We start from the raw sequence: 23,236 nt of genomic DNA, 5'->3' as shown, positions 1-23,236 counted from the left end.
TGGATTATTTAGTAGGGGGAAGGACCGTCACATGCTGCTGGCTTATTGGTATATTGCAAAAATGCGTATATTGACTACGCTTGCCTATCGGTTCGAGGTTTTTGCTGCGGTGGGCAGTCAATTGATTTTAATGCTTGCCGCCGTATTTTTATGGAAATCGGCCTATTCTGGAGATGCTCCGTCGACTTCAGTGGAATTGGACCAAATTGTCACGTATTCCGTTCTTTCTATTCTGCTGGGCTCGGTATTCATTTGTAATGTGCAGGACACGATTTATAGCAAAATAAGAGAGGGTCAAATTGTCGTAGATTTTTATCGACCTATCACATTGCTGGGATGTTATCTCGCTGATGATCTTGGCACGATGATGAGCTCGGTCGTCAATAAAGTGCTGCCGCTTTTTCTGCTGGCTTCGATCTTTTTTGAAATGCCTCTGCCCGTTTCATTTACTAGCTTTCTATTGTTTGTACCTTGCTGCGTGTTAAGCTATGCGATCCTTTGGTTGCTTAGTGCGATTGTTGGATTAATAGCCTTTTGGGTGATCGAGCTTGGCAATATGGGTATGGTCAAAGATAGTATCGTGCGGATCTTATCGGGAAGCATCGTACCACTTTGGTTTTTTCCGAGCAGTGTTCAGACGATTTCTAAGTTTCTGCCTTTTCAATATACCTATCAAACACCGCTTGCCATTTATATTGGTGAAATCAGCCCAATAGATGCCATGAAGGCGATGGGCATTCAATTCGTATGGATTGCTCTACTCTATATACTGCTCTATGTTGTCTGGAACAAAGCAAAGAAAAAAACGCTCATTCAGGGGGGATAACAATTGGTTTCAACAGTACGGCACTATTATTCCGTTGCGGCCTGCTTTGCTAGATTAGCTGTACAACGGCAGTTGGAATACCCGATGTTTCTCGTGAGCTGGCTATTGATGATTCCGATCCAATATTTTTCTGGCGCGTGGATGTTGAAAATCATCATTGAACGATTCCATTCTTTGAATGGATGGGAATTTCCTCAGCTTGCTTTCATCTATGGGTTAGGATTACTCAGTCATGGTCTTATGGTTGTCTTTTTTATCAATACGTGGCATATCGATAATATGGTGATTCAAGGTACCTTCGATAGGCTGCTGCTGCGGCCAATGAACGTTTTTTTTCAATTGGTTGCCAGCTATATAAACTTTATCGGACTGATTGACCTGATACCGGGTACGATCATTTTTATCTATGCGAGTCATCTGGTTGGTCTGGATTGGACTTTTCTCAATATCCTTAAACTAATTCTAATTATCATCGGCGGTATGTTCATTCGCGCAGCTTTATTCATCTGTTTAGGCTCTGTTTCCTTTTGGACCAAACGCAGTGCTTCTTTAGTTGGCTTCACACTTACCTTGCTTGAGCGAACAACGATGTATCCCTTGAACATTTATCCATTAGCTTTGCAGATGATCTTCACGTTCCTTATACCCATTGGTTTCATTAGCTTCTATCCAGCCAGCGAATTTTTGGGACAAGCAAGTGGGTTTCACATTCCTCTTAGCATGGCTTTATGGACACCGTTAGTTGGAATCATCTGTTTTATGGTTTCACAATTTATTTTTAGAATTGGAATGAAAAAATACGAGAGCGCTGGATCGTGAGGGAAAACCAATGGCTGTAATTGAAGTAGTGGATTTAGTCAAAGAATATGTGATTACGAAGAAGGAAAAAGGGTTGCGCGGCTCACTCAAGGGTTTATTTTTCCCTGAAAAGACAACGATTTGCGGTGTAGACAGCATTAGCTTCTCCATAGAACGAGGGGAGATAGTTGGGTATATTGGACCAAATGGCGCTGGGAAAAGCACAACGATTAAGATGCTTACAGGAATCCTCCATCCTACATCAGGGTCTATTCGGGTTTGCGGTATTTCTCCACAAGAGGATCGCAAGGCTGTAGTTAAAAAGCTAGGTGTTGTCTTTGGGCAGCGAACGCAATTATATTGGGATTTACGCTTAGGCGAATCATTTGAGCTGTTAAGAAGAATTTATCAAATCGAGCAAACGGCATATGAAGAAACCCTGCGTGTGCTAAGTGAAGTTCTGCAATTGAGTGACTTTATTGACACGCCAGTACGCCAGCTTTCGCTCGGTCAAAGGATGCGCGGGGATTTAGCCGCAGCGATGCTTCATTCTCCGGATATCCTATTTCTCGATGAGCCTACAATTGGATTGGATACAGAAGCTAAGCATGCCATTCGGAATTTCATCATCGATATCAACCGGAGCCGTGGTGTAACGGTGATTCTCACAACGCATGATCTCGATGATGTCGAGCAGCTTTGCAGCCGTCTTATTGTGGTAAACCATGGTAAAATTGTTGAGGATGGTCCTATTCAATCGATTATTGGAAAATTGACACCCAAACGTCTACTAGTAATCGAACTACAGCACCACTCTGATGATTTAACTCATCCATCTGCAGAAATCGTCAAACAAGAGGGACTCACCATATGGTATCAATTTGAGAAAACGAAAATTACAGCGTCAGAGCTCATTTCCGACTTATCAAGAAAGCTGGCCATTCAAGATTTAAGCGTTAAGGAGCCTGATATTGAGGATGCCATCCGTGAGGTATATAAGACGACAGCTAAGGTTTGACCGTCTCAAGCTCGGAAAGGGATTTACTTTGTGCCAACAAAAAACAGCGGAAGTCTAGGATTGTATTCTCACAATCCTTAGCTGATGCTGTTTTTTTACTATGAGGCATATAATAAATCCGCAGGAATAAAGTGTAATATGAAATTGAATCCGAGAGGAGTGAAAACGATGACTTCTTTCATATATCCGTATATCGGTTGGAAGCAGCAAAGCACCAATGTCCCTGTCGTCTTTCCGCCGCAGCTTCGTAAATGGAGGCTCAATCGTTACCTGATAATGGTCTGAAAGGACAAGCCTGAAGGACGTTAAAGTTGCCAACGATACCGCTCAAACTTTCGTGAGCATACGAGAAGTGGCTTCCTAGAACAGAATCATCATAGTGGCTTATTAGTATGTTTCTAAAAATTAATAAGCCTAATATTTGTGCTAAAAATAGAGCTAGCACCGAAAAATACTAGTTACGCACAATATTTATGCGTATTCTCGGGAATTTCTTGAAATATCAAGGTTGTTCCTCGAAATTAGCATCATTATTGTGCTTAACACCTAAAATGCCGGTTGAGTAGACTCTATACGCATAATTTTTGTGCTTACAGATAAATTTGTATGGTTGTGGAAAACGCCAGCATGAAAACACTAAAATAGTTACTTTTCATCCACGAGATAACTTTCCCAATAGTCTGTGGCTGCCAAATGGCAGCCTTTTTCTCAACTCTGTGGAGTGACAGAAAATAAGAAATATTAAACGAGAAAATTTCTCTTTTTATATAGGGATCTCGCCTTTATTGTTGAACCGTACGATTAAATGGGCGTGAGGAGGAGATAAGCTTAATTGAAATCAATCATTCAACTACTGCATTTTGGCTATCATCAGATGATGAGCTGCCTATTTCCTGTTGCGATCTTTGGAACTTTAGCTCTCTCTAACGTAATAGCGGTACCTTTCATTCATCGTTATGATGCCATTTTACTTATATTGCTTGGAGTGCAAGTCTTCATGTACCTTAGTGGACTAGAGACACGTGATGAAATCAAAGTAATCTGTATCTTTCACTTTATTGGATTGCTGTTGGAGTTATATAAGGTACGGATGGGATCATGGTCATATCCTGAGCCTGGATATACGAAGTTGCTCGGTGTCCCGCTCTATAGCGGATTTATGTATGCAAGTGTAGCAAGCTTTATGTGTCAGGTGTGGCGGAGATTGCGGATGGATATGACAGGCTGGCCTGGGCTTAGGCCTTCGGTGCTGCTAGGAGGAGCAATCTATTTCAATTTTTTCACACATCATTTTATTCCCGATTTTCGTTGGTTGTTGACTGCACTTGTGTTTATTATCTTCTGGAAAACACGGATCATTTATCGGGTACGGACTATAACTTATCGAATGCCCTTAACTCTCGCTTTTTTCATTGTAGGTTTTTTCATCTGGTTAGCAGAAAATATAGCCACATTTTTTGATGCATGGAAATACCCTGATCAGCACGAAACCTGGCAACTGGTTAGTTCCAGCAAGATCAGCTCATGGTTCCTTCTAATAATCATTAGTGTTATCATCGTTGCCCAACTTAAGAATGTTAAAGCTACTCGAGCAAGGAACGGTCCAAGATCCTGGTAAGATTGCAGATACGATAGTGGAATTATTTGTTGTTGAGCAAATACTCTAAGTATGGAATAATAATGCATTATAAGGCAGAAGAAATAGTATTAAGACTATGAAAGACAAGACAGGCTTTGATTCGAATGCATTTTCAAAAGATAATAAAATTATAATTAGTTATAAAGATACAAGTGAAAAATAGGGATACTGATGTGGGGGCTGCGACATGTTGAAACTATTCGAGTATAACTGGCAAGTTCGCAAAGATTGGTTTGACTGGTGCGATACGGTAAGCGAGGAAGAGTTGCTGAAAAAACGGACTGGTGGTATAGGATACATCCTTCCCACGCTATATCATATTGTGTCAGTCGAATATGGCTGGATATGCGGTGGAATACAAGAAAAAGCGATTGAAATCCCTCCGTTCGAGGAAGTAGCCAGCTTGCAGCAAATAAAAGATTTTTCCGCCCGTTGCCATGTGGAACTCGCTCCATTTGTCTATGATTGGAATGACAGCCTGGAAGACCGAATTATGATTGATATCACGGATGAAGGGGAACGGGAAGCCCATAAATACGGCGAAGTGATACGGCATGTGATCGTTCACGAGATCCACCATGTCGGTCAATTGTCTATATGGTCACGAGAAATCGGAAAGAAGCCGATTACTGCAAATTTGATTGGCAGAGGGTTATTCGATATATAACGTTTATATATCCTATTCACAGCTTACTTTTCAAGATAATTATGTGTACATAGGAAGGGTCTCCGTTTTACCTTCTCACCGTGGAAAAGGAATTGGGAAAATGATGGTAAGGTACATTGAAAGTCTTGCAAAGGATAATGGTCTAAGTGAGGCTAGATTAGAAGTTCGGTTTTCTGTACCGAGTAATGCAGTATTTTATAGGGAGACGATAAAAGGATATGGAAGGTTCGAATCAATGGGATGCAGAATGGGAAGTATCCGAAGAATTGGCTCAAAAATTAATAAGTAGTCAGTTTCCGCAGTTAGCAACAAAAGGCGTAAAAAAACTAGGATATGGCTGGGATAACACTGTTTTTCTTGTCGGGACCGAATATGTATTTCGCTTTCCAAGAAGAGAAATTGCAATTAATCCTTTAAGGATGGAAGGAAAGATACTACCTGAGCTTAAAGATTATTTATCCATTGCTTATTCGATACCGCTATTTTTTGGGGAAGGGGATTTTAATTATCCTGCACCCTTCCTAGGCTACAACTATTTACCTGGAGAGTTTCCAATCGGATTATCTGACAAGCAACGTGCGTTATCAGCAACAACGCTGGCGCAATTTTTAAAAAGCTTACACGCATTCCCTTTGCAAATTGCCCAAGAAATTGGAGTTCAACTTGACCATAGGAATCTGACTGATATTGCAATGCGTAAGGAAAAGCTGCAACAATTCATTTCCAACCTTGCCCTTCATCTTAGTGAAGATGAGTATCATGCTATATCGAATTATTTGGAACAGCTCAGAACGGAAAGAGTGAAACAAAAGCACGTATTCCTTCATGGTGACCTTCATTTTAAAAATATGCTGGTAGACGAGAATGGAAGAGTTTCAGGGATTATCGACTGGGGAGATATCAATATAGGACATCCTGCTTGTGATTTGAATATTGTGTATAGCTTTTTACCTCCAGAAACGCGTTCTGACTTTTTCAAAGAATATGGGGACGTAGATGAAGAAACGAAGATATTAGCTCGATTCATTGCAATATTTATTCCCGTATTGATAATGATGCAGGCAATTGATGATAAAGATGAAAAGGTGGTTAATGAAGCAAAAGTGAACATAAAACGTGCGCTCGCAGATTAATGATCATCTATAGCCATTACAAACGGGGCATCGCGAATGCCTCCTTTTACTGTTCTCGGAGAAAAATTAACATTTGGAGGAATTAGAATGAACGAGCAGCTAGGGTTTAAAGCAACAGATCGCCTTGTAATTATCAACGCGGATGACTTTGGCATGTCTACCTCATCCAATAAAGCCATAATAAATATGCATTTAAACGCTGCTATTACATCCTCCTCCGTTATGATGCCATGTAGTGCTGCAATCGAAGCAGTAAGCTTCTGCAAAGACAATGACCAAGCTCATGTGGGCATTCACTTAACGCTTACGTGCTCTGAGAATTATCGCTATAAACCAGTATTCCAGCATCACTCTTTAGATAGCTTAATTATGGAAGATGGCTGTTTCCCTAAGGATTTAGTAACACTTGAAACAAGCGCGGACAGTAGCGATATCGAATTAGAGCTGAATGCCCAGATAGAGTTAGCCTATTCTTTAGGAATTAAGCCCACACATCTCGATAGTCATGATGGAAGCTTATTAGGGCTGGCAACAGGGCGTGATTTTCTCGAAATTGCTTTTGATTTATGCGAAAGGTACGAGCTCCCTTTTTTGCTGCCAAGAAAAATTACAGAACAAAGCTTTTTCACACAGAATCAAAAGGATTTATTTATTAAGAGAATCGAATCTGCTGATAAGCGTGGAATTCTATTGATTGATGACATCTGTGCGCTTCCGTATCATTTGGAGGGGAATGAAACCTATGAAAGTTTCAAAGCAAAAATGATCCATAAGATCAAGCAGATTACAGCAGCTACGACACAAATAACCATGCATCCAGCATTAATAACCGATGAGCTAAAAGCAATTACGGAGCATTATGAGAAGCGGGAAATGGAATATAGTCTATTTAACGATCCAGATATTAAAGAGCTGTTTGAACAGGATGATATTAAATTGATCTCTTGGAAACAAATTCGGAATTTACAAAGATCAACCAAAAGCGGAAATTAAAACGTATTAGAGGATTTTACCCCTGTATGATTGAAATGTTAACCTGTTGGCTGTGGTGAAACGAATTTATACTAAGAATAGGTTAAACCGCTCAAAAGAGACCAGGGGGTTCTTAAAATATGAAAAACTTGCTAAACATGAAGAAGAATCTAGTGGGGGTTATCACTGCAATCATATTGACAACAACCGTGTTGGCGGGCTGCGGCACGGAGAAGAAGGAGGAAACAGGGGGTACGAAAACGACAGCTCCGGTTGCAACGAATGCACCAAAAGCAAAAAAAGTTAAGGATGGGATTAAACCTTTTACCGTTAGCCTTCGCCATATTAATGTGAGGGATACTCAGAAGAAGACATTAGCGATGCTGCAGGATGTTGTCGACAAAACATTAAAGGATGTACCTGGATTAAAAATCGAAATGGATGGTGTGGAAGATACCGTTAACCGTGACACTAAGCTTAAAGCTGAAATGGCTGCTGGCAACCAACCGAATATTTTCAACTTATTTGGTGGAGATGATACGATAAACTATGCCAAGGCAGGACGGCTATTGCCGCTTAATGATATTCTTGCCAAGCTTAATCTAAGCGATCAATTCTTTGACTTAAGAGAATTTACGGTAGATGGCAAGATTTATGGATTGCCGGAAGCGGGTTATGTAGAAGGCTTCTATTACAATAAAAAATTATTCGCCAACGCTGGAATTACAGCGCCTCCAACAACTTGGGATGGGTTTCTCGCTGATTGTGCAGCACTTAAAGCAAAAGGCATAACACCTATCGCAATGGGCGGCGGTGCTGGAGATGCTTGGGTCATTAATATGCTATTCAATAGCTTGTTCGTTGGCTTAGGTGGACCTGAGCTTCAAGAAGGCTTCGCTAAAGGAACAGGACAATGGACAGATCCGAAGATTGTCGATGCTTTTGCTAAATTAAAGGACTTGAAAGACAAAGGCTTCATTGATACCAATGTCCTTGGCTTGAAATATGCAGAAGGCCAAGCTAAATTCTATACTGCCCAGGCGGCTATGTTGTTTGATGGATCATGGGCAACATCCGCTATCGTGGATCCAACGAAATCTACAATGGCAGCAGACGCTGGATTCTTTCGCTTCCCGAATATCAGTGGGGCTGGCGATGGGCTTATCAACGGCGGCTGGTCTAATGGATATGGTTTCTCCAGTGTTCAAACGCCAGATCAACTAGCTGCAATCGAAGCTTTTATCAATAATTTCTATAATCCAGCTATGCAAACTAGACAATTGATCGATGACAATCGAATTCCTTCTATGAAAGGTGTCTCAGATATTACGGGTGCACAGCCGTTGGTTGCAGAAATTGGCAAGCAGCAGGCATCCGCAACCAAAGCCTATCCAGCTTTTGATGCCTTAGTGCAAGCGAAGGTAAAAGCAGTTGTAGAAAGCACGGTACAAGAATTGCTAGGCGGGAAATTAACACCGGATAAAGCAGCAGAAACCATTCAAAAGGTACAGGATTTAGCAAATAAAGCTCAAAAATGATTTTTACATCATAGAAGGTAGGAGCAAGTATGAACAGAGTATTGCGAAATCCGCGGGCCTATGTTTTGTTTGTTGTGCCTGCCTTGGCTTTATACATTATCTTTTATCTTGCGCCGTTATTCAGCTCTCTAAGATACTCCGTGACAAGCTGGAATGGGATTAATGAAGCTACCTTTAATGGAATAGACAATTTTGTGAGAGCGTTTGATGACCCTAAGTTTTGGATTGCGCTGAAAAATAACCTATATTTTGTGCTGTTCTCTTTATTTGTTCAGATCCCGATTATCATTTCTCTTGCTCTTCTAGTGAGTGGCGTTAAACGAGGATTGAATTTCTACAAGGTTGCTGTGTTTCTTCCAAGTATTCTTTCGACAGCAGCAGTCGCGATCATTTGGCAATTCGTTTATCAGCCCGATGCTGGGTTGTTCAATCAGATTCTTCATTCTCTAAACTTGGATTCCTTAAAAACAGTCTGGTTAGGCAATGAACATACGGCTTTTTGGGCGATCATATTGACCAATGCATGGCAGTGGACGGGATTCTATATTGTTCTGCTGCTGGCCGCTATATTTGCTGTACCTAAAAAAATCTTAGAAGCAGCAACCATCGATGGTGCCGCTGGATTACGTAAAGCTTGGCTAATCACGATTCCATTGATTCGTCCCGTCATTGTGGTTATTATGCTCCTCTCGATTACAGGAGCTATGAAAGCACTGGATATCGTCCTAATCATGACGAATGGTGGACCATTTGGTACAACCGAGGTTATGGGAACCTATATGTATAAACAAGCCTACCGAGGTGCTGATTTTGGTTATGCGAATACGATTGCAATCCTTATATTTTTCTTTACTGCGTTACTCTCCTTAATCTTTCATTTGATTTCACGGCAAACAAAGGAGGAAATGTAGGTATGGGCAGATTGTTTCCTAAATGCATTCCTCATATTATCCTAATGACTTATGTGATCGTTGTGATTTATCCTTTATTTTTCATCCTAACAGCATCTTTTAAGATAAATTCAAACATCATCCTGCATCCTTGGGGATTGCCTAAACCATTGATTATTCAAAACTACATCGATGCTTTATCCAACAATCTTATAGGCCGTTATTTCTGGAACAGTCTATCAGTTGCAACTATCGCGACGGCACTTTCCATTTTGCTGGCTGTGACAATTGCTTACGCACTCACCCGTATGAAATTTCCATTATTCAGTAAGATTGTTTATGGTATTCTATTGTTAGCTCTATTAATTCCGCCAGCTTCCTTATTAATCCCACTCTATATAATGGTGAAGGATTTAGGGCTTTACAATTCACATTTAGCCTTGATTTTGCCGTATAGCTCCTTTGGAATCCCGTTAACAGTCTTTGTCATAGCAGCATTTCTAAAGTCGATTCCGACAGAGCTGGAAGAAGCGGGTATTATGGATGGATTGTCTGCTTACGGTCTCCTAGGCAGAATTATTATTCCATTGACTCTACCAACCTTGGTTACCGTATTTATTCTGAATTTCCTCTCCAATTGGAACGAGTACATTATGGCAAGCTTGTTTCTATCTAATCAGCTTCTACGAACACTCCCAGTGGCGATTGTTTCATTTTCCGATAAATTCAATATGAACTACGGTGCTTTGTGCGCTTCGGTTATGGTTAGTGTTATTCCAGTGATTCTGATTTTTATATTTTTGCAGAAGCAAATTATTGAAGGTGTTACGTCAGGCAGTATAAAAGGGTAGAGGGGGACGGCGAGTTGGGCTTAAACAAGAAAATCCTCTTGGCTTTTGTTATGCTAATTATTCTGCCTCTCCTTGGAGTTGGATGGTTAACTTATTCGACTTCACAAACTCTAATTGAAACCAAATACGGTGAACAAACGGAAATAACACTTAAAGCAATCAGTAAAAATATCTATTATGTGCTTAAGGAAGTTAATTACTTTTCAGATAATTATGCGATTCTCAATAGTGATATTCAGGAAACCTATCGAGTTCTCAATACATACGAGGATAGCCAAATCGATTTACGTTATGAAAATGGTTTTGAAGCTAAGCTGCGCCGCAGTTTTCTTTCTTATTCGCCCATTCAGTCGGTAGCCTTATATGCAAACAGTGGAGCGACGATCACAGCTAGTAATATCTATAATTCTCTGATTACCTATGCACAATTGCGACTAAATCCCGTTTTCAAGGAAGTGCAGCAGCTAAAAGGTATTCCTCTTTGGATTGCGCCAGGAGAACATACAGAACTGTTCGGCAAAGATGCCTATTTCTATCAGCTTCGTATCGTCAAGGATTTCTATAATACCTCGGATATAGGCACTTTATTATTGCAAATTCGCTTAAACGAGCTCGAAAAAATATTTCATTTATATAACTCAGATAATGTGCAAACGACTCGGTTTATGCTGGTCAATAAGGCTGGGTTGGTGCTATTTGACAATAACGAGGAATTACAGGGAACGAATATATTAGAGAATATTGAAGAACCATTTGTATTAAATACTTCGAAGATCAGTCAAAAGATTCATTTTCAGAATACCAAAAGCATTATTACTAGCCACGAAGCAGAACTAGGCGAATTAGGAGCTAAGGACTGGATTATCGTCTCGATTACCCCGTTGCAATATGTCACTGGGCAGATCAACTTGGTAATTCAATCCGTTGGGGTAATCTTAGCGTTATTCCTGATTTCTGCTTTAATTTTCAACTTCGCTTTCGTTAACAGCATCATCCGCTTCATTCTAAGAGTAGCACAAGCCATGAAGCGAGTGGAGCGCGGCGACCTAACTACTCGTGTCGACAGGATCGGCAAAGATGAAACAGCTGTATTGTCTAAAGGCTTCAATAGCTTTGTTGCCCGAATTGGCGAGCTGCTGGAAGAAGTCAAGCTAGAGCAAACACGGAAGAATAAAGCGGAAATGATGCTGCTTCAAGCCCAAATTAAGCCGCACTTCTTATTTAATACGCTAGAGTCGATCAATATATTAGCCGTTCGCAACGAGGGGGCTAAGGTCAGCCAGATGGTGCATCGTTTAGGCAATATTCTGCGCATCAGCTTTCATGGAAAAGAAGAAATCACGCTCAAGCAGGAATTTGAACATTTATGCAGTTACCTGGAGATTCAGAAATATCGCTTTGAAGATCTGTTTGATTACCAGATCGAAGCGGATGAAGAGGTAATGGAGTGCGGTATTCTTAAATTAACGCTGCAGCCTTTGGTAGAAAATTGTATCCAACATGGGTTTGAAGGTATTGAGTATAGAGGATTGATTCTAATTCATGTTTATATCGAGGGGGAGCGGCTCATGATTCGAGTTCAAGATAATGGTATCGGCATGAGCAACGTGATTTTAGCTGGTTTTCAGTACAAAATGTTTGAGGATATGGCTGAAACGGATTCGGCGGAGCATGTGGAACAACGGGGATTAGGTGTCCGAAATGTTGCAGACCGCTTAAGAATTCACTATGGCAAAGAGTATGGCCTGTTTATTTGCAGCGGAGAAAATCAAGGAACGACCATACAATGTGTATTGCCAAACACGAAGCTAGGTGACGATTATGAAGCTTAAAGCCCTATTGGTTGATGATGAGATTAATATTATTAAGAACCTCAAAGAGATTATTCCATGGGAGCAAATGGGCATTGAAGTGATTGGGCTGGCGAAGAATGGTGTGGAAGCCTTGCAGTATATTCATGCAGAATGTCCGGACATTCTACTCACCGATATTAGGATGCCGTTGATGGATGGTTTAACTCTGCTGCAACGAGTCCGAGAGTTGAATCAGGATTGCGAAATTATGATATTAACCGGCTATCAGGATTTTGAATATGCACGGTCAGCGCTGCAATATGGTGCCAAGGATTATATTCTTAAGCCGATTCATTATGGAGAATTGGAAGCTAAGATTCAATGTGTGGCTTTGGAAATAAACACACGCAAATTACAAAAGAGTCGGCAGGCGGAGAAATGGCGTAGTGTCATTCATTTAGCAAACGAAAAGGTGTTGTTCGATGTTCTAATGGATTATACTTCATCGGATAACGCGCACTTTCTGCTAACCGGTGAAGAAATTGATTTGGAGGATCCGGATTATATTCTATTCTTAATTGATGTGGACAGCTATTCGTTGATGTCGCGGATTTGGAACCAGCAGGAGCGCAAGCTCTGGAATTTTGCTGTTCGCAATGTGCTGCAATATGCCTTGCATGAATATGGTTTATATTACGCTGTTCTACAGATGAGAGAAGGGGAATGGTGCGTGCTGGTCGAACAGCACAAGGCACATCCTTTCAGCGATGTAGAAGCTTTCAAGCGTTGGGCAACGATTCTCCAGCAGGCTGTAAGTGAATTTGTCCACCTGGATTTAAGTGTTGGCATATATCTGGAGCCTCTTGCTCTATCCATGTTAGCGGATGCCTATAAGAAGGTGCAAAGAAGCTTGAATTTATCACCTAACGCTAATCAGATTATAGTCGTCTCAGCGGATGCCTCTGAGATCTCCAAGCCTAATAATTCCTTATGGATGTCCATTGAAGCTATGGTCTCGGGACTCAAGCAAGGCAATCGTCAGAAGGTTGAAGAGGGGATGCGCGAGCTCAATGCTAACCTGCAGGCGATTTCGGGTCAATCCTTCAAGCAGGTGGAACGCATTTTGCATTTTCTTGTCTTGCATCTATTGCGTGAGATGCGGGAAATGGATCGCATCGGCAAATTAGAAGAAGAAGCTATATGGATCAAGCTCGAAAGCAGCTATGGCGCCAAGGATTTACTTGTCGCGGTTAATCAGCTGGTGGATGATTGCTTGAGTCGAATGTTAGGTCAGAAGACTAGCAAGGTGTTGATGTTATCCGCAGAGGACTATATCCGGCGGCATCTAGTCAAAGATCTGGGGATCGAGGAAGTAGCCGATTATCTGGGTATCAGCAGCAGTTATTTCAGCTTGTTATTCAAGCTGCATGCGGGAGAAACCTTCGTTGAATACATTACCCGCCATCGAATGGAAATGGCTAAATCCATGCTGATAACCAGTGATAAAAGCATTGCCAAGATCGGAATTCTTATCGGGATCGCCGATCGCCGTTACTTCACCAAGGTCTTTCAGAGGTATACGGGCTTCAAACCCTCGGAATATCGCGATCACACTTCTTATATGCAACATTTACCAGAATCTCCTCGTCTGTAAAAATAAAGGAGATGATTTGGAAATGAAGCTTAATCTACAAAGTAGAATTTTTGTTGGTTTTACGGCCGTGTTATTAGTGTTGGTTGTCGTTTTTTCGGTTTCGTATTTATCAACACCTCGTCCTGTACTTGCTGCCGAGGAAATGAAAGCCCCTGATGCCAAGGCCCTTGAAACCCACACGATTAATGTGGTCGGTGAAGGGAAAATATCAGTAACACCGGATGTGGCTTATCTTTCAATTGGATTGTCTACGAAAGCAGCGACCGCCAAAGAAGCACAAAGCAAGAATGCTGAGGGCTTCATTAACGTGCAAAAAGTTTTGTTCGATACTTACAAATTGGACAAAAAGGATGTCGTAACCTCTGGTTTTCAGGTTCAGCCTAACTATACCTATACTAAAAATGATGAACCGAAGATTACCAGCTATTCAGCTAATCAGACCATTCAGATTACCTATCGAGATCTTGCCAAAATTGGTATACTTCTTGATGATTTATCAGCAGCAGGAGTTAACCAAATGAATGGGATCCAATTCGATACCGAGAAACGCCAAGAGTATGAAATACAAGCGATAGATAATGCGATGAGCAATGCTGCTTTAAAAGCTAAGGCGATTGCCAAGAACGCAGGCAAAGAATTAAAGGGTGTGATTAATGTTGTACAAGGTGGTGCAAGTGCCATGCCGATCAATATTAACCGTGGGATGATGGACACGATGAAGCTAGCATCGTCAGAAAGCATAGCTACATCCATTTCAGCTGGTGAATTAAAAATCATTACAACGATCACCGTTCAATACGAATTCTAATCGTTTCAACTTCCAGACAACAATAGCTTGCGCAGATAGGCTGTAATCTCAGGCGATTTGCCGCGGCGAATCATTCCTTCGACTTCCTCCGTATTCATATTATCAACCAGTCGAACGAAATTCTCCATGGCATTAACACCTTCGCGTACAGCCTCTAAGCTATCTTCACGGTAAGGATACTGGTCAATCGACAGCCAACCGTCATAGTTGGTCTTTTTTAGCCAGTAGAAGAATTCCAAGGTTTCAATTGTATGGACGCTGCCGACAATCATATCATCGTCCCAGAGGCGGAAGTTATCGTTCATATGGACATGGAACAGCTTGTTTCCGTATTTTTTCAGTAAAGCGACGGATTCAGCAGGGGTTTCATAAGCATTCAAGGCATGGCCAAAATCAATCGTTACGCCAACATTGCTCGTGCCCACCTCTTGAGCGATTAATAATGAAGTCGCGACCGTGCTTAGATAGCTATGGGTACGCGGCTCTTTTATTTTGTATTCCAAGCTTATTTTTACATCGGACCGATACTCGCATACCTCTTTAACCCCTTCAGCAAACCAATCGCGTTCTTGAATATAATCCCCTTGAAAAAGATAATCATAGCCATCCTGGCCAGGCCAAAGACTAATCAAATTACCTCCAAGCTCGAGCCCTGCATCAATCATTTCTTTAGTATGAGCGACGGCTTCAGCACGTATCGCAGGATCCTTGGCTGCGAAGCTGCCGTATTTCCACTTCATTTGCCCAAAATGATCAGGTATAATCGAAACTAGCTGTAATTGATGCTCATCGAGATACTTTTTGATTTCCTTAACATTCTTATCCGTCACATGCCAAGTCCCAATAAGCTCTACTCCGGTAACCTGGGGGATTTGCTTGACCCGCTCGAATAATTGCTTGATATCAAAAGGAGCGCTGTACCCGGTTGTTAGAAAACGATCCGCACACGAACCTACATTAGATAAGATCACTGAATATTGTGCCATTATGGATTCCTCCTGTTATAAAATGTTCTCGCATTTCAATTGTATGCTTTGCAGGAGCCACTGTCTTTGCAGAGAATATTGAGGATAAGCGTTTAAATAAAGCGCTTTCTACCAAATCAACCGCCGCATGTTAGCATCGATTTGTACTAGGTTGACTTTACTTCAATTCGTTAGGGGGCGAGCAAGCTGCGAATCCGAAATTATAACTATAATCAATCGCCATCTGTGCAGGAATTCGAAGCAGGCGGTATTCATCCTTATCATGAATTACTATACATTCAAACGGGCAAAGTTCAGCTTACTTGGCTTCATCAAACTTACGAGGTTTCAGCGCCAGCTTTGTTCATACTATCGGCAAATACCCCACATCGGATGGTTCAGAAATCTGTGCAATATGCTTATTATTACTTGGAATTGGAATCAGCAGAAGAGAGTTTGTTTCCAGCGATTGCAGAGGCGAGAATTTGGAATGCCTTGCAGGGGAATTTGGAGATGACCTCAGCTGTGGTAAGGTTAATCATAGATTCGGCTGAGCTGCTAGGAAGCCTGATCAAGCAAAAACAAGCTTTCCCTGTGAAAGCTTTCGAAACCATCGCAAGCCATGATATTAATAAAATAATCATCCTAATCAAGCATCTGCTGCAAACCATGGTTAATCCAAATTCACAGCAGATGCTTGCAGACGAAAAGCATTCGTTTAAGCAGGCTATTATCGAAACGTTGATGCGGTACATGGAAACCTTCTACTTGGAGGACGTTACACTAAAAACACTCGTCGACCAAGTCCATTTAAACCCCTCTTATCTAATTCGGTTATTCCGTGAAGTGCATGACATGACACCTTTTCAGTATTTGAATACGCTGCGAATGAACGCGGCAGTCAGCTATTTGCAAGAAAGCAAGCTAACCATTCAGGAAATTTCCAGCTTATCCGGCTACGGCAGCATTCATTATTTCAGCAGACTCTTCAAGAAAAAATATGGGATTAGTCCTTCTTTATGGCGGGAGAAAAACTAGGATAACTACCAAGAAATAAATGGAAGAAATGAGGTATACTTAGTTGGATGGAGTTATCTTGGAGGCGAGTATATTTTGAAGAGAGTCATTATTTGCAGCTTGTTGCTTGTACTTGTTGGATGCCAATCAGAGAATCCAATAACATTTAAGTCGAACGGAGAGAACAGATAGTAGATACGAAAACCAATTTAACGACTGACCTTGAGAGGTGAAAACTTGACGCATGTTAGAATAAGATGTACAGGATTAATAGTAGAAAATAATTCTATACTCTTGGTTGAATATGATGATAATGGTATTCATTATAATTTGCCGGGTGGGGGACTAGAGCTTGGTGAAACAATATTAGAGGGGGTTGCCAGAGAAGTATTTGAAGAAACCACAGCAGAAGTTGAGGTTGGACCGCTGGCACTAATTTATGAGCTTGCTCCGCATAAACAATCTGGCGACTATAACCCCATTGAGAAACACTCATTGCACCTCATTTTCGAATGTTCATTGAAGAATAATTCCAAACCACAATTACCTCAGAATCCAGATCTTAATCAATCAGATGTCAAATGGATACCTCTTGAAGAGTTGAACTCCATTTTATTAATCCCAAATATCAATCAGCAAATAATTAACTATATTAAAAATAAAAGAAATATCGATTTCATTGAGGATTATCAGCTAGATAGACTTCGTTTAGAGCAGAAGTAATTATAAATTTGTTCTTAGTTTATTTGTTCTGAAGCATAGTAATAAATGGCTCTAACTCATGTTATAAGCCAATCTTACTTTTAGTTTAGCAACTTTCCCTGCTAGCATACGTCTATTAATGTAAATAAATGGATTGAGGTGTTAGTGTGAAAAAGTTTATTTTGGGTTTAACAATTGGAATCATTGTGTCTATATCATCTGTAGCTTATGCGGCAGATTCAGTATCAGTCAACCCAAAGGATCATGGATATGAAGTGTTAAATAACTTTAACATTATCGCTGATGCACAATTCACTGCAAAAGCAGGACATCTCAACGTAGTAAAAGAAGGCGATCACACTAAAATCGAAATTCAAATATATACAGCAAAGACTGATATGGGAGACGAGCATACGGGAGAAATTGTTTTCTGGGATGATCAAGGTAAAGTTATGGAGAAGATTCCCTACTCATTTGATTTACCAAATGGAACGAATATTATTAAGCAGCAATTAGTTAGCGGAACGAACCAAGATGAATTTGCTGATATTGAAGCCAAAATAACGCCAATAGCTAAACCAAGCGAGATTCAATAATGTTGAAAAGACAACGGAAAATAGTCCTCATCGGATGTCTAGCAGGATTAATCTTATTGTTAGGAGCCGCTTGTCAGTCGGAAAGCAAGCCATTGCAAAATAGCATAATACCTGAAATAAAAGATTCAAAACCAACCATTGTTGCTGAAGGAACTGTGGTTATTAACGGGATAAAGCAATCGATAAGCATACGAATGAAAGATGGCAAGGAAATTTATGATTCAGATCCTGGAGCTTTTCAAGGAACCTTTTTGTTTGGAAGCTTTGAAGTGGTTGCCACTGATCCAGCAGGTAAGGAGCTTGCTAAATTAGGCTTGAATGATGTTTTTGATGGTGGAGAAATGAATTTTCGGAAAGAGCTGCCTTTTGAAATTCAATTTGATGATTACAATGAAGATGGGGAATCCGATTTTACGGTTGGGCAATGGGGAGGCAGCAATGGGAATTTCTATTCTATGCTCACCATCAGTTCAAGTGGTTTTGAGGTGCTGGAAGAAAACATATACTCTGCTGATCATCGCCCATCCATCCGCTATCGCAAAATTGCAGGAAAAGCGTTTCTCAATAAATATTATGATCAAATAATAGGTGCTGATATGGATGTCATCCATCGCTGGAAAGACGGAGCTTTTCACAGGGATATTCCTACAAAATCAATTGAAGGGGGTGCTGCCGGTGTTGAAGGGGAATCATGATGCAGATAAATGGACGGTAACTTTATCGGCTCATAGTACTCGCTAAGCATAGTAAAAAGTAATAGATAGTAAATATAGGGGTGATTTTCTCTGAAAAGAAGATTTGTATATATGATTATAATATTCGCAGCTGTGCTAATTCAAATTCCTCTACATTTTGGATATGCAGTGGGGGACTTTCTTTTTAGAATATTCGGATTTTCACCATGGACTAAAGGAGATCAAGGTCTACACTTACCATTTATTCTAAGTTCGATACTTCTCATTTGGGGGATTAAAGGTGTTCTGGAATCTTCTCAGCCTGAGCGCCGAAAGTTATTAAAGCGTACAGTGATAGGCTGTATTGCTCTGATTTTACTTTTACCAATGATCGTGGAGAAAGCTACGTTTATGATTAGACATAATACTACGGGGTTGGCATCCATCGATTACTCCAAGAAAAAAAGTAAATGCAGCTATCTATCAGAAGAAAAGCAGATTAAGGCTAATTGTTCATTTACTTTATATAATTACGGTAATTTGACTACAATTACATTGAACCCAATTATGAAAAATAGCTTATCTGCTTTTCAATTCGAACCTATAGAAATCTCGATTTCACCTCATAGCAAGGTAACACTAGGAATGCCATTCTTGGCAAAACAAAGTAATGGAAATAGCCTTTACGGAGGGGTGTCGAATAATATAGATTTGGTCATAGCTTTACCGTAAATCCATCATCTAGGAGCTGAGTGTATGAATGAAAGATTTCCAAAGAAAATTTCGAGAAGGTCATTCTTGAGTACATCGGGTAAATTAGCTTTGGGGGCAACGGGGATTATGGCTGGGAGTGCCGGTTTGTTCTATTATGGGCAAGTCACGCGAAAACAGAAGCCTCAACAGGAACGTCCGGGTAATATTGTCGAGCTAGGCCAGTTTAGCCAATTAAAAGCTATTAAAGATGTAGAAAAAGCAAATTACGAAGGAACTATTCAAGACGCGTGGGTCACTAAAGCAGTTAATGGCTTTGTTTATGTGAGAAATGACGCTAATGGAGATTTACTCATTATGTCACCTGCATGTACTCATTTGGGCTGTAGTATAAATCCGGTACCTGAAGCGCAACGTGGTGGGGGAAAGGGGCTTTTCTTCCTATGCCCTTGCCATGCTGCCGAATTTGATCCTAGCGGGAATTCAGTTAAAGGGGTACTTCTGGGGTTAGATACCTATAAACCGATTATTTCTGATAACAAGGTATACATTGATATTTTAGCGTCAATTAAAGGCCAGCTCCGGAAGCTGTGAATAACTGATCCTCGCTCACATCAAATGGTTCATTTTTTGCCTCCTTTGTAAGCTGAGTTGGGGTGAAATGAAAATGGACTTTTTTTGTCTGCGCATTGTAGTCGCTAATTATTTCCATGTATTCTACCTCTCTTAACATAATGCTGACACATTCTTATATTAAACTAACCCTAGAAACAACATTCGAGAGGAGAAATAAATCATGAAAACCAAACAAATTATCATTACCCTAGGTATCCTGTTGGTTGTTAGCGCAACTATTGGACAGCTGACTTTAGCTGCAAAACCAGTAGCAGATGTAAGGGGACAAGCCCAATCAGCAATAAAAGGAGATCCACAAGGAGATGGTCATAAGCAAGGCTCTAAAAAGCCGAAAAAAGCTGGGTCTGGATCTAAAGAAGGTAAACCACCTGTTGGAAATGGGGATGTAAGTGCAGCCGTATATGGCGATAATTCAGTAGTAATCTCAGGTGGGTTTGTTACAGATCCGCAGGATCATGGCAGACCGGTAGTTCTGATTGCCGCAGCTCTTGGAGTTCCAACTGAAGTTTTTAGAGATGCTTTTAGCGGGGTAACTCCAGCAGGGCAGGGAAGCGGGGGGCCAACTTCGGAAGAGGCTCAGAAAAACAAAGCTGCACTATTGAAGGTACTTGCTCCCTACGGGATCACAAATGAGCGTTTGGACGAGGTCTCCAACTATTATCGCTATAACGGCAGCAAGGGAGAAACGTGGAAAGTGACTAAAGCTACGGCAACCGCAATAGTTACTAACGGCGTCGTGACAGGTATTAAAATCACCAATCCAGGCTCGGGTTATTCTTCTAACGCAACTATAACTGTAAATGGTCCTAATGGTAAAATCACAGCAACAGCAACTGTTGTGTACACGAAAGATTTTAAAACAAACGGAAGCATCTCAGCCATTACAATTAAATAACCAAACAATTTTGCCGTCCACTTGGGCGGTTTTTTGTTATTATGATAATAGGACTAATTAGCCTTTCTAAACAAAATCATAAATTATTTTAAAATAAATTGTCTAAAATTCTTACTTGCTTGGCATCTAAGAAGTGAGGGGCATAAGAGAGGAGGTGAAACAGTTGTCTATAGAAGTAGATTTGGAGATTTATAATGCAGCACAGGAGCTGACGGATGAGGCTTTAACTATTTGCGCAAGGGGCGGGAATAGCGAAGCATTTGGCGAGCTGGTCAGGAGGCATCGTGCTCAAGCTTACGGTGTTGCTTCCGGCATATCTCAAGATCCTCATTTGGCAGAAGATATCGTTCAGGATGCACTAATACGAGCATTTCTGAAATTAGGTACACTTTTGGATGCATCCAGCTTTATTCCTTGGTTCCATCGTATTGTGCGCAATCAGGCCAATTCGCGCATGCGACGGGGCGGACCTCATGCTAAGGAAAAGCCGCTGACTCATTTAATAAGTAAAGGTGCCGGAGATGAGAATATGCAATGGGATCATTTTGACAATCTCTTTGAATTTATCCAAGCTCGTAATGGCGCAAAAGCTCAAGATGATCATTATGACATCAATCCAGTGGATCAATTTATTCATAAGGAGACATTGGGACAGCTGCTTTCACTTATCTCTGCCATGCAGCCTCGTGAACGGGCTATGATGGAAGCTTACTTTTATCAAGAGCTCACACCAAATGAAATTGCAGCCTTATTCAATGCATCCTCAGCAAGTGTTTATAAAACGATCTCGCGTGGCAAGCAAAAGCTGCAAAAAGAAACCATACGACTCACAATTAATGAATATGTACGGGAACGCCGGTCAGAGGGAAAGCCAATTAGCAAGGTGATTGATAATAAAACGATTTTAATCTAAAAAATGGAGGCTTGGAAATATGAGTATAGAAGTGAATAATGATCCATGTGCAGCAACCCCATCCGATTATAAAATGACTTGGACCAGTGCGGCACAGGCAATGTGGGCAGCGGTAAAGCTAGCGGGTAAAGCGGAGCTGGAGCTATATGAAGTTATGGGTTTAACCGGACACGCGTTCCGGATTAATATTAATCCAGAGAATGTCGATATTGCAGGACCAACCGCATATCCTTGGGAGACATTCTTCGCTAAAGGCTTGAAGAATATTGGCTTTAACACTGCTTATGTCCGAACAGCAGATTTCACACCACCGACCCCAGATCAATTAACTCGCGCCTTAAAGCTTGTTCAGAAGAGTATTGATCGTGGCGTTCCTGCGATTTCATGGGATCTATTCGTTCCGGAATTTGGAGTGTTATATGGGTATAATGACGAGAAACAAGAGCTTCAAGGCAAGGATCCTAATGAGGATGGAACGCTGCTTTATGAGAAATTAGGGCGAGGCCAGATTCATGAATTATTCGTGATGATTCTTGAAGAAGAAATCCAAACAACAGCGCTATCGCTGATTCGCGGAGCGCTAGAGATAGCGATTGATCATGCGCATCGGCGTGAACACTCCAATGAGACCCCACCCTTTCAGAATGGACTTGCCGGATATGATGGATGGATCGAAGCTTTTGAAGCTGGAAAGGTCAGCGAAATTGGAAATGCCTATAATTTAGCAGTTGTAGCTGATGCTCGGGCGCATGCGGCAAAATTTCTACAGGAGATGGCTGATCGCTGGGAATCCGACGGGAATTGGGGCGAAGCTGTTGTTCTTATTACACGAGGAGCGGCAGGGCATTATGCGAGAACGACGGATGCATTGAATACTTTGCTGGCAGTATTTCCTTTTCCACAAGGGGGGGAGCCGAATGATGCTGAGACGGCAAAAAAGGCAATTGCAGTCTTGCAGACTGCGAAAGCAGCTGAAGCTAGTGGAGTTGAGGCTTTAGAGCGTTTATTGGCAGAGCTGCCTGAGTAAATAACAAAAGGGACAGCGAGAAGCGGCTGTCCCTTTTGTACGTATAGATTAATTCAGATCTATTAGTTTGATTTAGCTACCGTTGTGATCATCCAACTAACTCCGTATTTATCCACGGCTATTCCGAATAAGCTGCCCCAGAATTCCAGCTTCAAGGGTGCCTTTATTTGACCGCCTGCTGCTAGATTATCAAAGGCAGAGTGGGCTTCATATTCGGTCTCAAACTCTAGATTAAGATTTATGCTGCTCCCGTAATCAATGGCTTCATTCAAGTTATCGGACATGAAGAATGCTACTCCTGCTACACGAACACATAAATGGATGACCTTGTCTTTGTTTTCTTCAGGCGCATTGGGAAGATCGCCATAAGTCATAATGGATAAAATTTCGCCGCCAAGTGCTTGTATGTAATATTCAGCTTGTGCTTTTGCTTCATGAGAGAAAATATAAGTCGTGTGTTTTGCCATTTGTTTAACAACCTTTCATTATTGGATTTTACTCTTGCTCATAATA

General features: G+C 41.1%; 25 protein-coding genes. 23 read left to right on the top strand and 2 right to left on the bottom strand.

Annotated features, from left to right (window positions below):
- Window positions 1-31: 31 nt before the first annotated feature.
- The 14 genes from EHS13_RS31605 to EHS13_RS31540 all read left to right on the top strand — a co-directional run bounded on the left by EHS13_RS31605 (window position 32) and on the right by EHS13_RS31540 (window position 14,587).
- Window positions 32-826, top strand: a complete 795-nt coding sequence (locus EHS13_RS31605; RefSeq protein WP_155704185.1) for an ABC transporter permease — start codon at window positions 32-34, stop codon at window positions 824-826.
- A gap of 3 nt (window positions 827-829) precedes the next feature.
- Window positions 830-1,645, top strand: coding sequence for an ABC transporter permease (locus EHS13_RS31600; RefSeq protein ID WP_155704184.1), 816 nt, complete (start codon window positions 830-832; stop codon window positions 1,643-1,645).
- A gap of 10 nt (window positions 1,646-1,655) precedes the next feature.
- Window positions 1,656-2,642: an ABC transporter ATP-binding protein gene (locus EHS13_RS31595; RefSeq protein ID WP_155704183.1), complete on the top strand. Its 987-nt coding sequence runs from the start codon at window positions 1,656-1,658 to the stop codon at window positions 2,640-2,642.
- 832 nt (window positions 2,643-3,474) lie between these two features.
- Window positions 3,475-4,260, top strand: a complete 786-nt coding sequence (locus tag EHS13_RS31590; protein WP_155704182.1) for a DUF817 domain-containing protein — start codon at window positions 3,475-3,477, stop codon at window positions 4,258-4,260.
- 208 nt (window positions 4,261-4,468) lie between these two features.
- Window positions 4,469-4,948 (top strand): DinB family protein, encoded by a 480-nt coding sequence (locus EHS13_RS31585; RefSeq protein WP_155704181.1) that lies wholly within the window; start codon window positions 4,469-4,471, stop codon window positions 4,946-4,948.
- A complete protein-coding gene (locus EHS13_RS31580; RefSeq protein ID WP_155704180.1) occupies window positions 4,923-5,237 on the top strand; it encodes a GNAT family N-acetyltransferase in 315 nt (104 codons plus the stop codon). The genes EHS13_RS31585 and EHS13_RS31580 overlap by 26 nt, the downstream gene beginning before the upstream one ends.
- Entirely contained in the window at window positions 5,167-6,081 is a 915-nt protein-coding gene (locus tag EHS13_RS31575) for a phosphotransferase (protein WP_155704179.1), read from the top strand. The genes EHS13_RS31580 and EHS13_RS31575 overlap by 71 nt, the downstream gene beginning before the upstream one ends.
- 87 nt (window positions 6,082-6,168) lie before the next feature.
- Window positions 6,169-7,074 carry a polysaccharide deacetylase family protein gene (locus tag EHS13_RS31570; RefSeq protein ID WP_162463344.1) on the top strand — a complete coding sequence of 302 codons (906 nt, stop codon included), beginning with the start codon at window positions 6,169-6,171 and terminating at the stop codon, window positions 7,072-7,074.
- Window positions 7,075-7,193: 119 nt separating this feature from the next.
- Entirely contained in the window at window positions 7,194-8,591 is a 1,398-nt protein-coding gene (locus EHS13_RS31565; RefSeq protein WP_227013625.1) for an extracellular solute-binding protein, read from the top strand.
- Window positions 8,592-8,620: 29 nt separating this feature from the next.
- Complete coding sequence (locus EHS13_RS31560; RefSeq protein ID WP_155704177.1) at window positions 8,621-9,502, top strand: carbohydrate ABC transporter permease; 882 nt, start codon at window positions 8,621-8,623, stop codon at window positions 9,500-9,502.
- 2 nt (window positions 9,503-9,504) lie between these two features.
- Window positions 9,505-10,332, top strand: a complete 828-nt coding sequence (locus EHS13_RS31555; protein ID WP_155704176.1) for a carbohydrate ABC transporter permease — start codon at window positions 9,505-9,507, stop codon at window positions 10,330-10,332.
- 14 nt (window positions 10,333-10,346) lie between these two features.
- Window positions 10,347-12,164, top strand: a complete 1,818-nt coding sequence (locus EHS13_RS31550) for a cache domain-containing sensor histidine kinase (RefSeq protein ID WP_155704175.1) — start codon at window positions 10,347-10,349, stop codon at window positions 12,162-12,164.
- Entirely contained in the window at window positions 12,154-13,779 is a 1,626-nt protein-coding gene (locus EHS13_RS31545) for a response regulator transcription factor (RefSeq protein ID WP_155704174.1), read from the top strand. Before EHS13_RS31550 ends, EHS13_RS31545 begins: the two co-directional genes overlap by 11 nt.
- 22 nt (window positions 13,780-13,801) lie before the next feature.
- Complete coding sequence (locus EHS13_RS31540) at window positions 13,802-14,587, top strand: SIMPL domain-containing protein (protein ID WP_155704173.1); 786 nt, start codon at window positions 13,802-13,804, stop codon at window positions 14,585-14,587.
- Window positions 14,588-14,592: 5 nt separating this feature from the next.
- On the opposite strand, the gene EHS13_RS31535 is transcribed toward EHS13_RS31540, so the two are convergent.
- On the bottom strand, window positions 14,593-15,573 hold the full coding sequence (locus EHS13_RS31535) for a sugar phosphate isomerase/epimerase family protein (RefSeq protein ID WP_155704172.1): 981 nt from the start codon (window positions 15,571-15,573) through the stop codon (window positions 14,593-14,595).
- A 225-nt stretch (window positions 15,574-15,798) separates the two neighbouring features.
- Here EHS13_RS31535 and EHS13_RS31530 point away from each other — a divergent pair, with 225 nt between their 5' ends.
- From EHS13_RS31530 to EHS13_RS31490, 9 genes are all read left to right on the top strand, one after another.
- On the top strand, window positions 15,799-16,590 hold the full coding sequence (locus EHS13_RS31530) for an AraC family transcriptional regulator (RefSeq protein WP_155704171.1): 792 nt from the start codon (window positions 15,799-15,801) through the stop codon (window positions 16,588-16,590).
- A 216-nt stretch (window positions 16,591-16,806) separates the two neighbouring features.
- Complete coding sequence (locus EHS13_RS31525; protein WP_155704170.1) at window positions 16,807-17,292, top strand: NUDIX domain-containing protein; 486 nt, start codon at window positions 16,807-16,809, stop codon at window positions 17,290-17,292.
- Window positions 17,293-17,438: 146 nt separating this feature from the next.
- A complete protein-coding gene (locus tag EHS13_RS31520) occupies window positions 17,439-17,867 on the top strand; it encodes a hypothetical protein (RefSeq protein WP_155704169.1) in 429 nt (142 codons plus the stop codon).
- On the top strand, window positions 17,867-18,562 hold the full coding sequence (locus EHS13_RS31515) for a hypothetical protein (RefSeq protein ID WP_155704168.1): 696 nt from the start codon (window positions 17,867-17,869) through the stop codon (window positions 18,560-18,562). Before EHS13_RS31520 ends, EHS13_RS31515 begins: the two co-directional genes overlap by 1 nt.
- 111 nt (window positions 18,563-18,673) lie before the next feature.
- On the top strand, window positions 18,674-19,273 hold the full coding sequence (locus tag EHS13_RS31510; protein WP_155704167.1) for a hypothetical protein: 600 nt from the start codon (window positions 18,674-18,676) through the stop codon (window positions 19,271-19,273).
- Window positions 19,274-19,297: 24 nt separating this feature from the next.
- Window positions 19,298-19,846 (top strand): QcrA and Rieske domain-containing protein, encoded by a 549-nt coding sequence (locus EHS13_RS31505; protein ID WP_155704166.1) that lies wholly within the window; start codon window positions 19,298-19,300, stop codon window positions 19,844-19,846.
- 202 nt (window positions 19,847-20,048) lie between these two features.
- Window positions 20,049-20,783 (top strand): hypothetical protein, encoded by a 735-nt coding sequence (locus EHS13_RS31500; RefSeq protein WP_155704165.1) that lies wholly within the window; start codon window positions 20,049-20,051, stop codon window positions 20,781-20,783.
- Window positions 20,784-20,946: 163 nt separating this feature from the next.
- Complete coding sequence (locus tag EHS13_RS31495) at window positions 20,947-21,696, top strand: RNA polymerase sigma factor (RefSeq protein ID WP_162463343.1); 750 nt, start codon at window positions 20,947-20,949, stop codon at window positions 21,694-21,696.
- Between the two features lie 19 nt (window positions 21,697-21,715).
- Window positions 21,716-22,723: a hypothetical protein gene (locus tag EHS13_RS31490; protein WP_155704163.1), complete on the top strand. Its 1,008-nt coding sequence runs from the start codon at window positions 21,716-21,718 to the stop codon at window positions 22,721-22,723.
- A 62-nt stretch (window positions 22,724-22,785) separates the two neighbouring features.
- Here EHS13_RS31490 and EHS13_RS31485 read toward each other — a convergent pair whose 3' ends face one another.
- Window positions 22,786-23,190 (bottom strand): VOC family protein, encoded by a 405-nt coding sequence (locus EHS13_RS31485; protein WP_155704162.1) that lies wholly within the window; start codon window positions 23,188-23,190, stop codon window positions 22,786-22,788.
- Window positions 23,191-23,236 lie beyond the last annotated feature (46 nt).

Origin of the sequence: Paenibacillus psychroresistens, from assembly GCF_009728935.1 — a bacterium.
Lineage (GTDB): Bacteria > Bacillota > Bacilli > Paenibacillales > NBRC-103111 > Paenibacillus_AC > Paenibacillus_AC psychroresistens.
The sequence above is the reverse complement of the archived record's forward strand: the minus strand, read 5'-3'. Positions and strand labels throughout refer to the sequence as shown.

Coding starts and splice junctions, on each gene's coding strand:
- EHS13_RS31570 (WP_162463344.1), top strand. CDS start 6,169: ATGAACGAGCAGCTAGGGTTTAAAGCAACAGATCGCCTTGTAATTATC.
- EHS13_RS31595 (WP_155704183.1), top strand. CDS start 1,656: ATGGCTGTAATTGAAGTAGTGGATTTAGTCAAAGAATATGTGATTACG.
- EHS13_RS31500 (WP_155704165.1), top strand. CDS start 20,049: ATGAAAACCAAACAAATTATCATTACCCTAGGTATCCTGTTGGTTGTT.
- EHS13_RS31585 (WP_155704181.1), top strand. CDS start 4,469: ATGTTGAAACTATTCGAGTATAACTGGCAAGTTCGCAAAGATTGGTTT.
- EHS13_RS31540 (WP_155704173.1), top strand. CDS start 13,802: ATGAAGCTTAATCTACAAAGTAGAATTTTTGTTGGTTTTACGGCCGTG.
- EHS13_RS31545 (WP_155704174.1), top strand. CDS start 12,154: ATGAAGCTTAAAGCCCTATTGGTTGATGATGAGATTAATATTATTAAG.
- EHS13_RS31560 (WP_155704177.1), top strand. CDS start 8,621: ATGAACAGAGTATTGCGAAATCCGCGGGCCTATGTTTTGTTTGTTGTG.
- EHS13_RS31505 (WP_155704166.1), top strand. CDS start 19,298: ATGAATGAAAGATTTCCAAAGAAAATTTCGAGAAGGTCATTCTTGAGT.
- EHS13_RS31485 (WP_155704162.1), bottom strand. CDS start 23,190: ATGGCAAAACACACGACTTATATTTTCTCTCATGAAGCAAAAGCACAA.
- EHS13_RS31515 (WP_155704168.1), top strand. CDS start 17,867: ATGTTGAAAAGACAACGGAAAATAGTCCTCATCGGATGTCTAGCAGGA.
- EHS13_RS31555 (WP_155704176.1), top strand. CDS start 9,505: ATGGGCAGATTGTTTCCTAAATGCATTCCTCATATTATCCTAATGACT.
- EHS13_RS31605 (WP_155704185.1), top strand. CDS start 32: ATGCTGCTGGCTTATTGGTATATTGCAAAAATGCGTATATTGACTACG.
- EHS13_RS31490 (WP_155704163.1), top strand. CDS start 21,716: ATGAGTATAGAAGTGAATAATGATCCATGTGCAGCAACCCCATCCGAT.
- EHS13_RS31535 (WP_155704172.1), bottom strand. CDS start 15,573: ATGGCACAATATTCAGTGATCTTATCTAATGTAGGTTCGTGTGCGGAT.
- EHS13_RS31565 (WP_227013625.1), top strand. CDS start 7,194: ATGAAAAACTTGCTAAACATGAAGAAGAATCTAGTGGGGGTTATCACT.
- EHS13_RS31575 (WP_155704179.1), top strand. CDS start 5,167: ATGGAAGGTTCGAATCAATGGGATGCAGAATGGGAAGTATCCGAAGAA.
- EHS13_RS31510 (WP_155704167.1), top strand. CDS start 18,674: ATGATTATAATATTCGCAGCTGTGCTAATTCAAATTCCTCTACATTTT.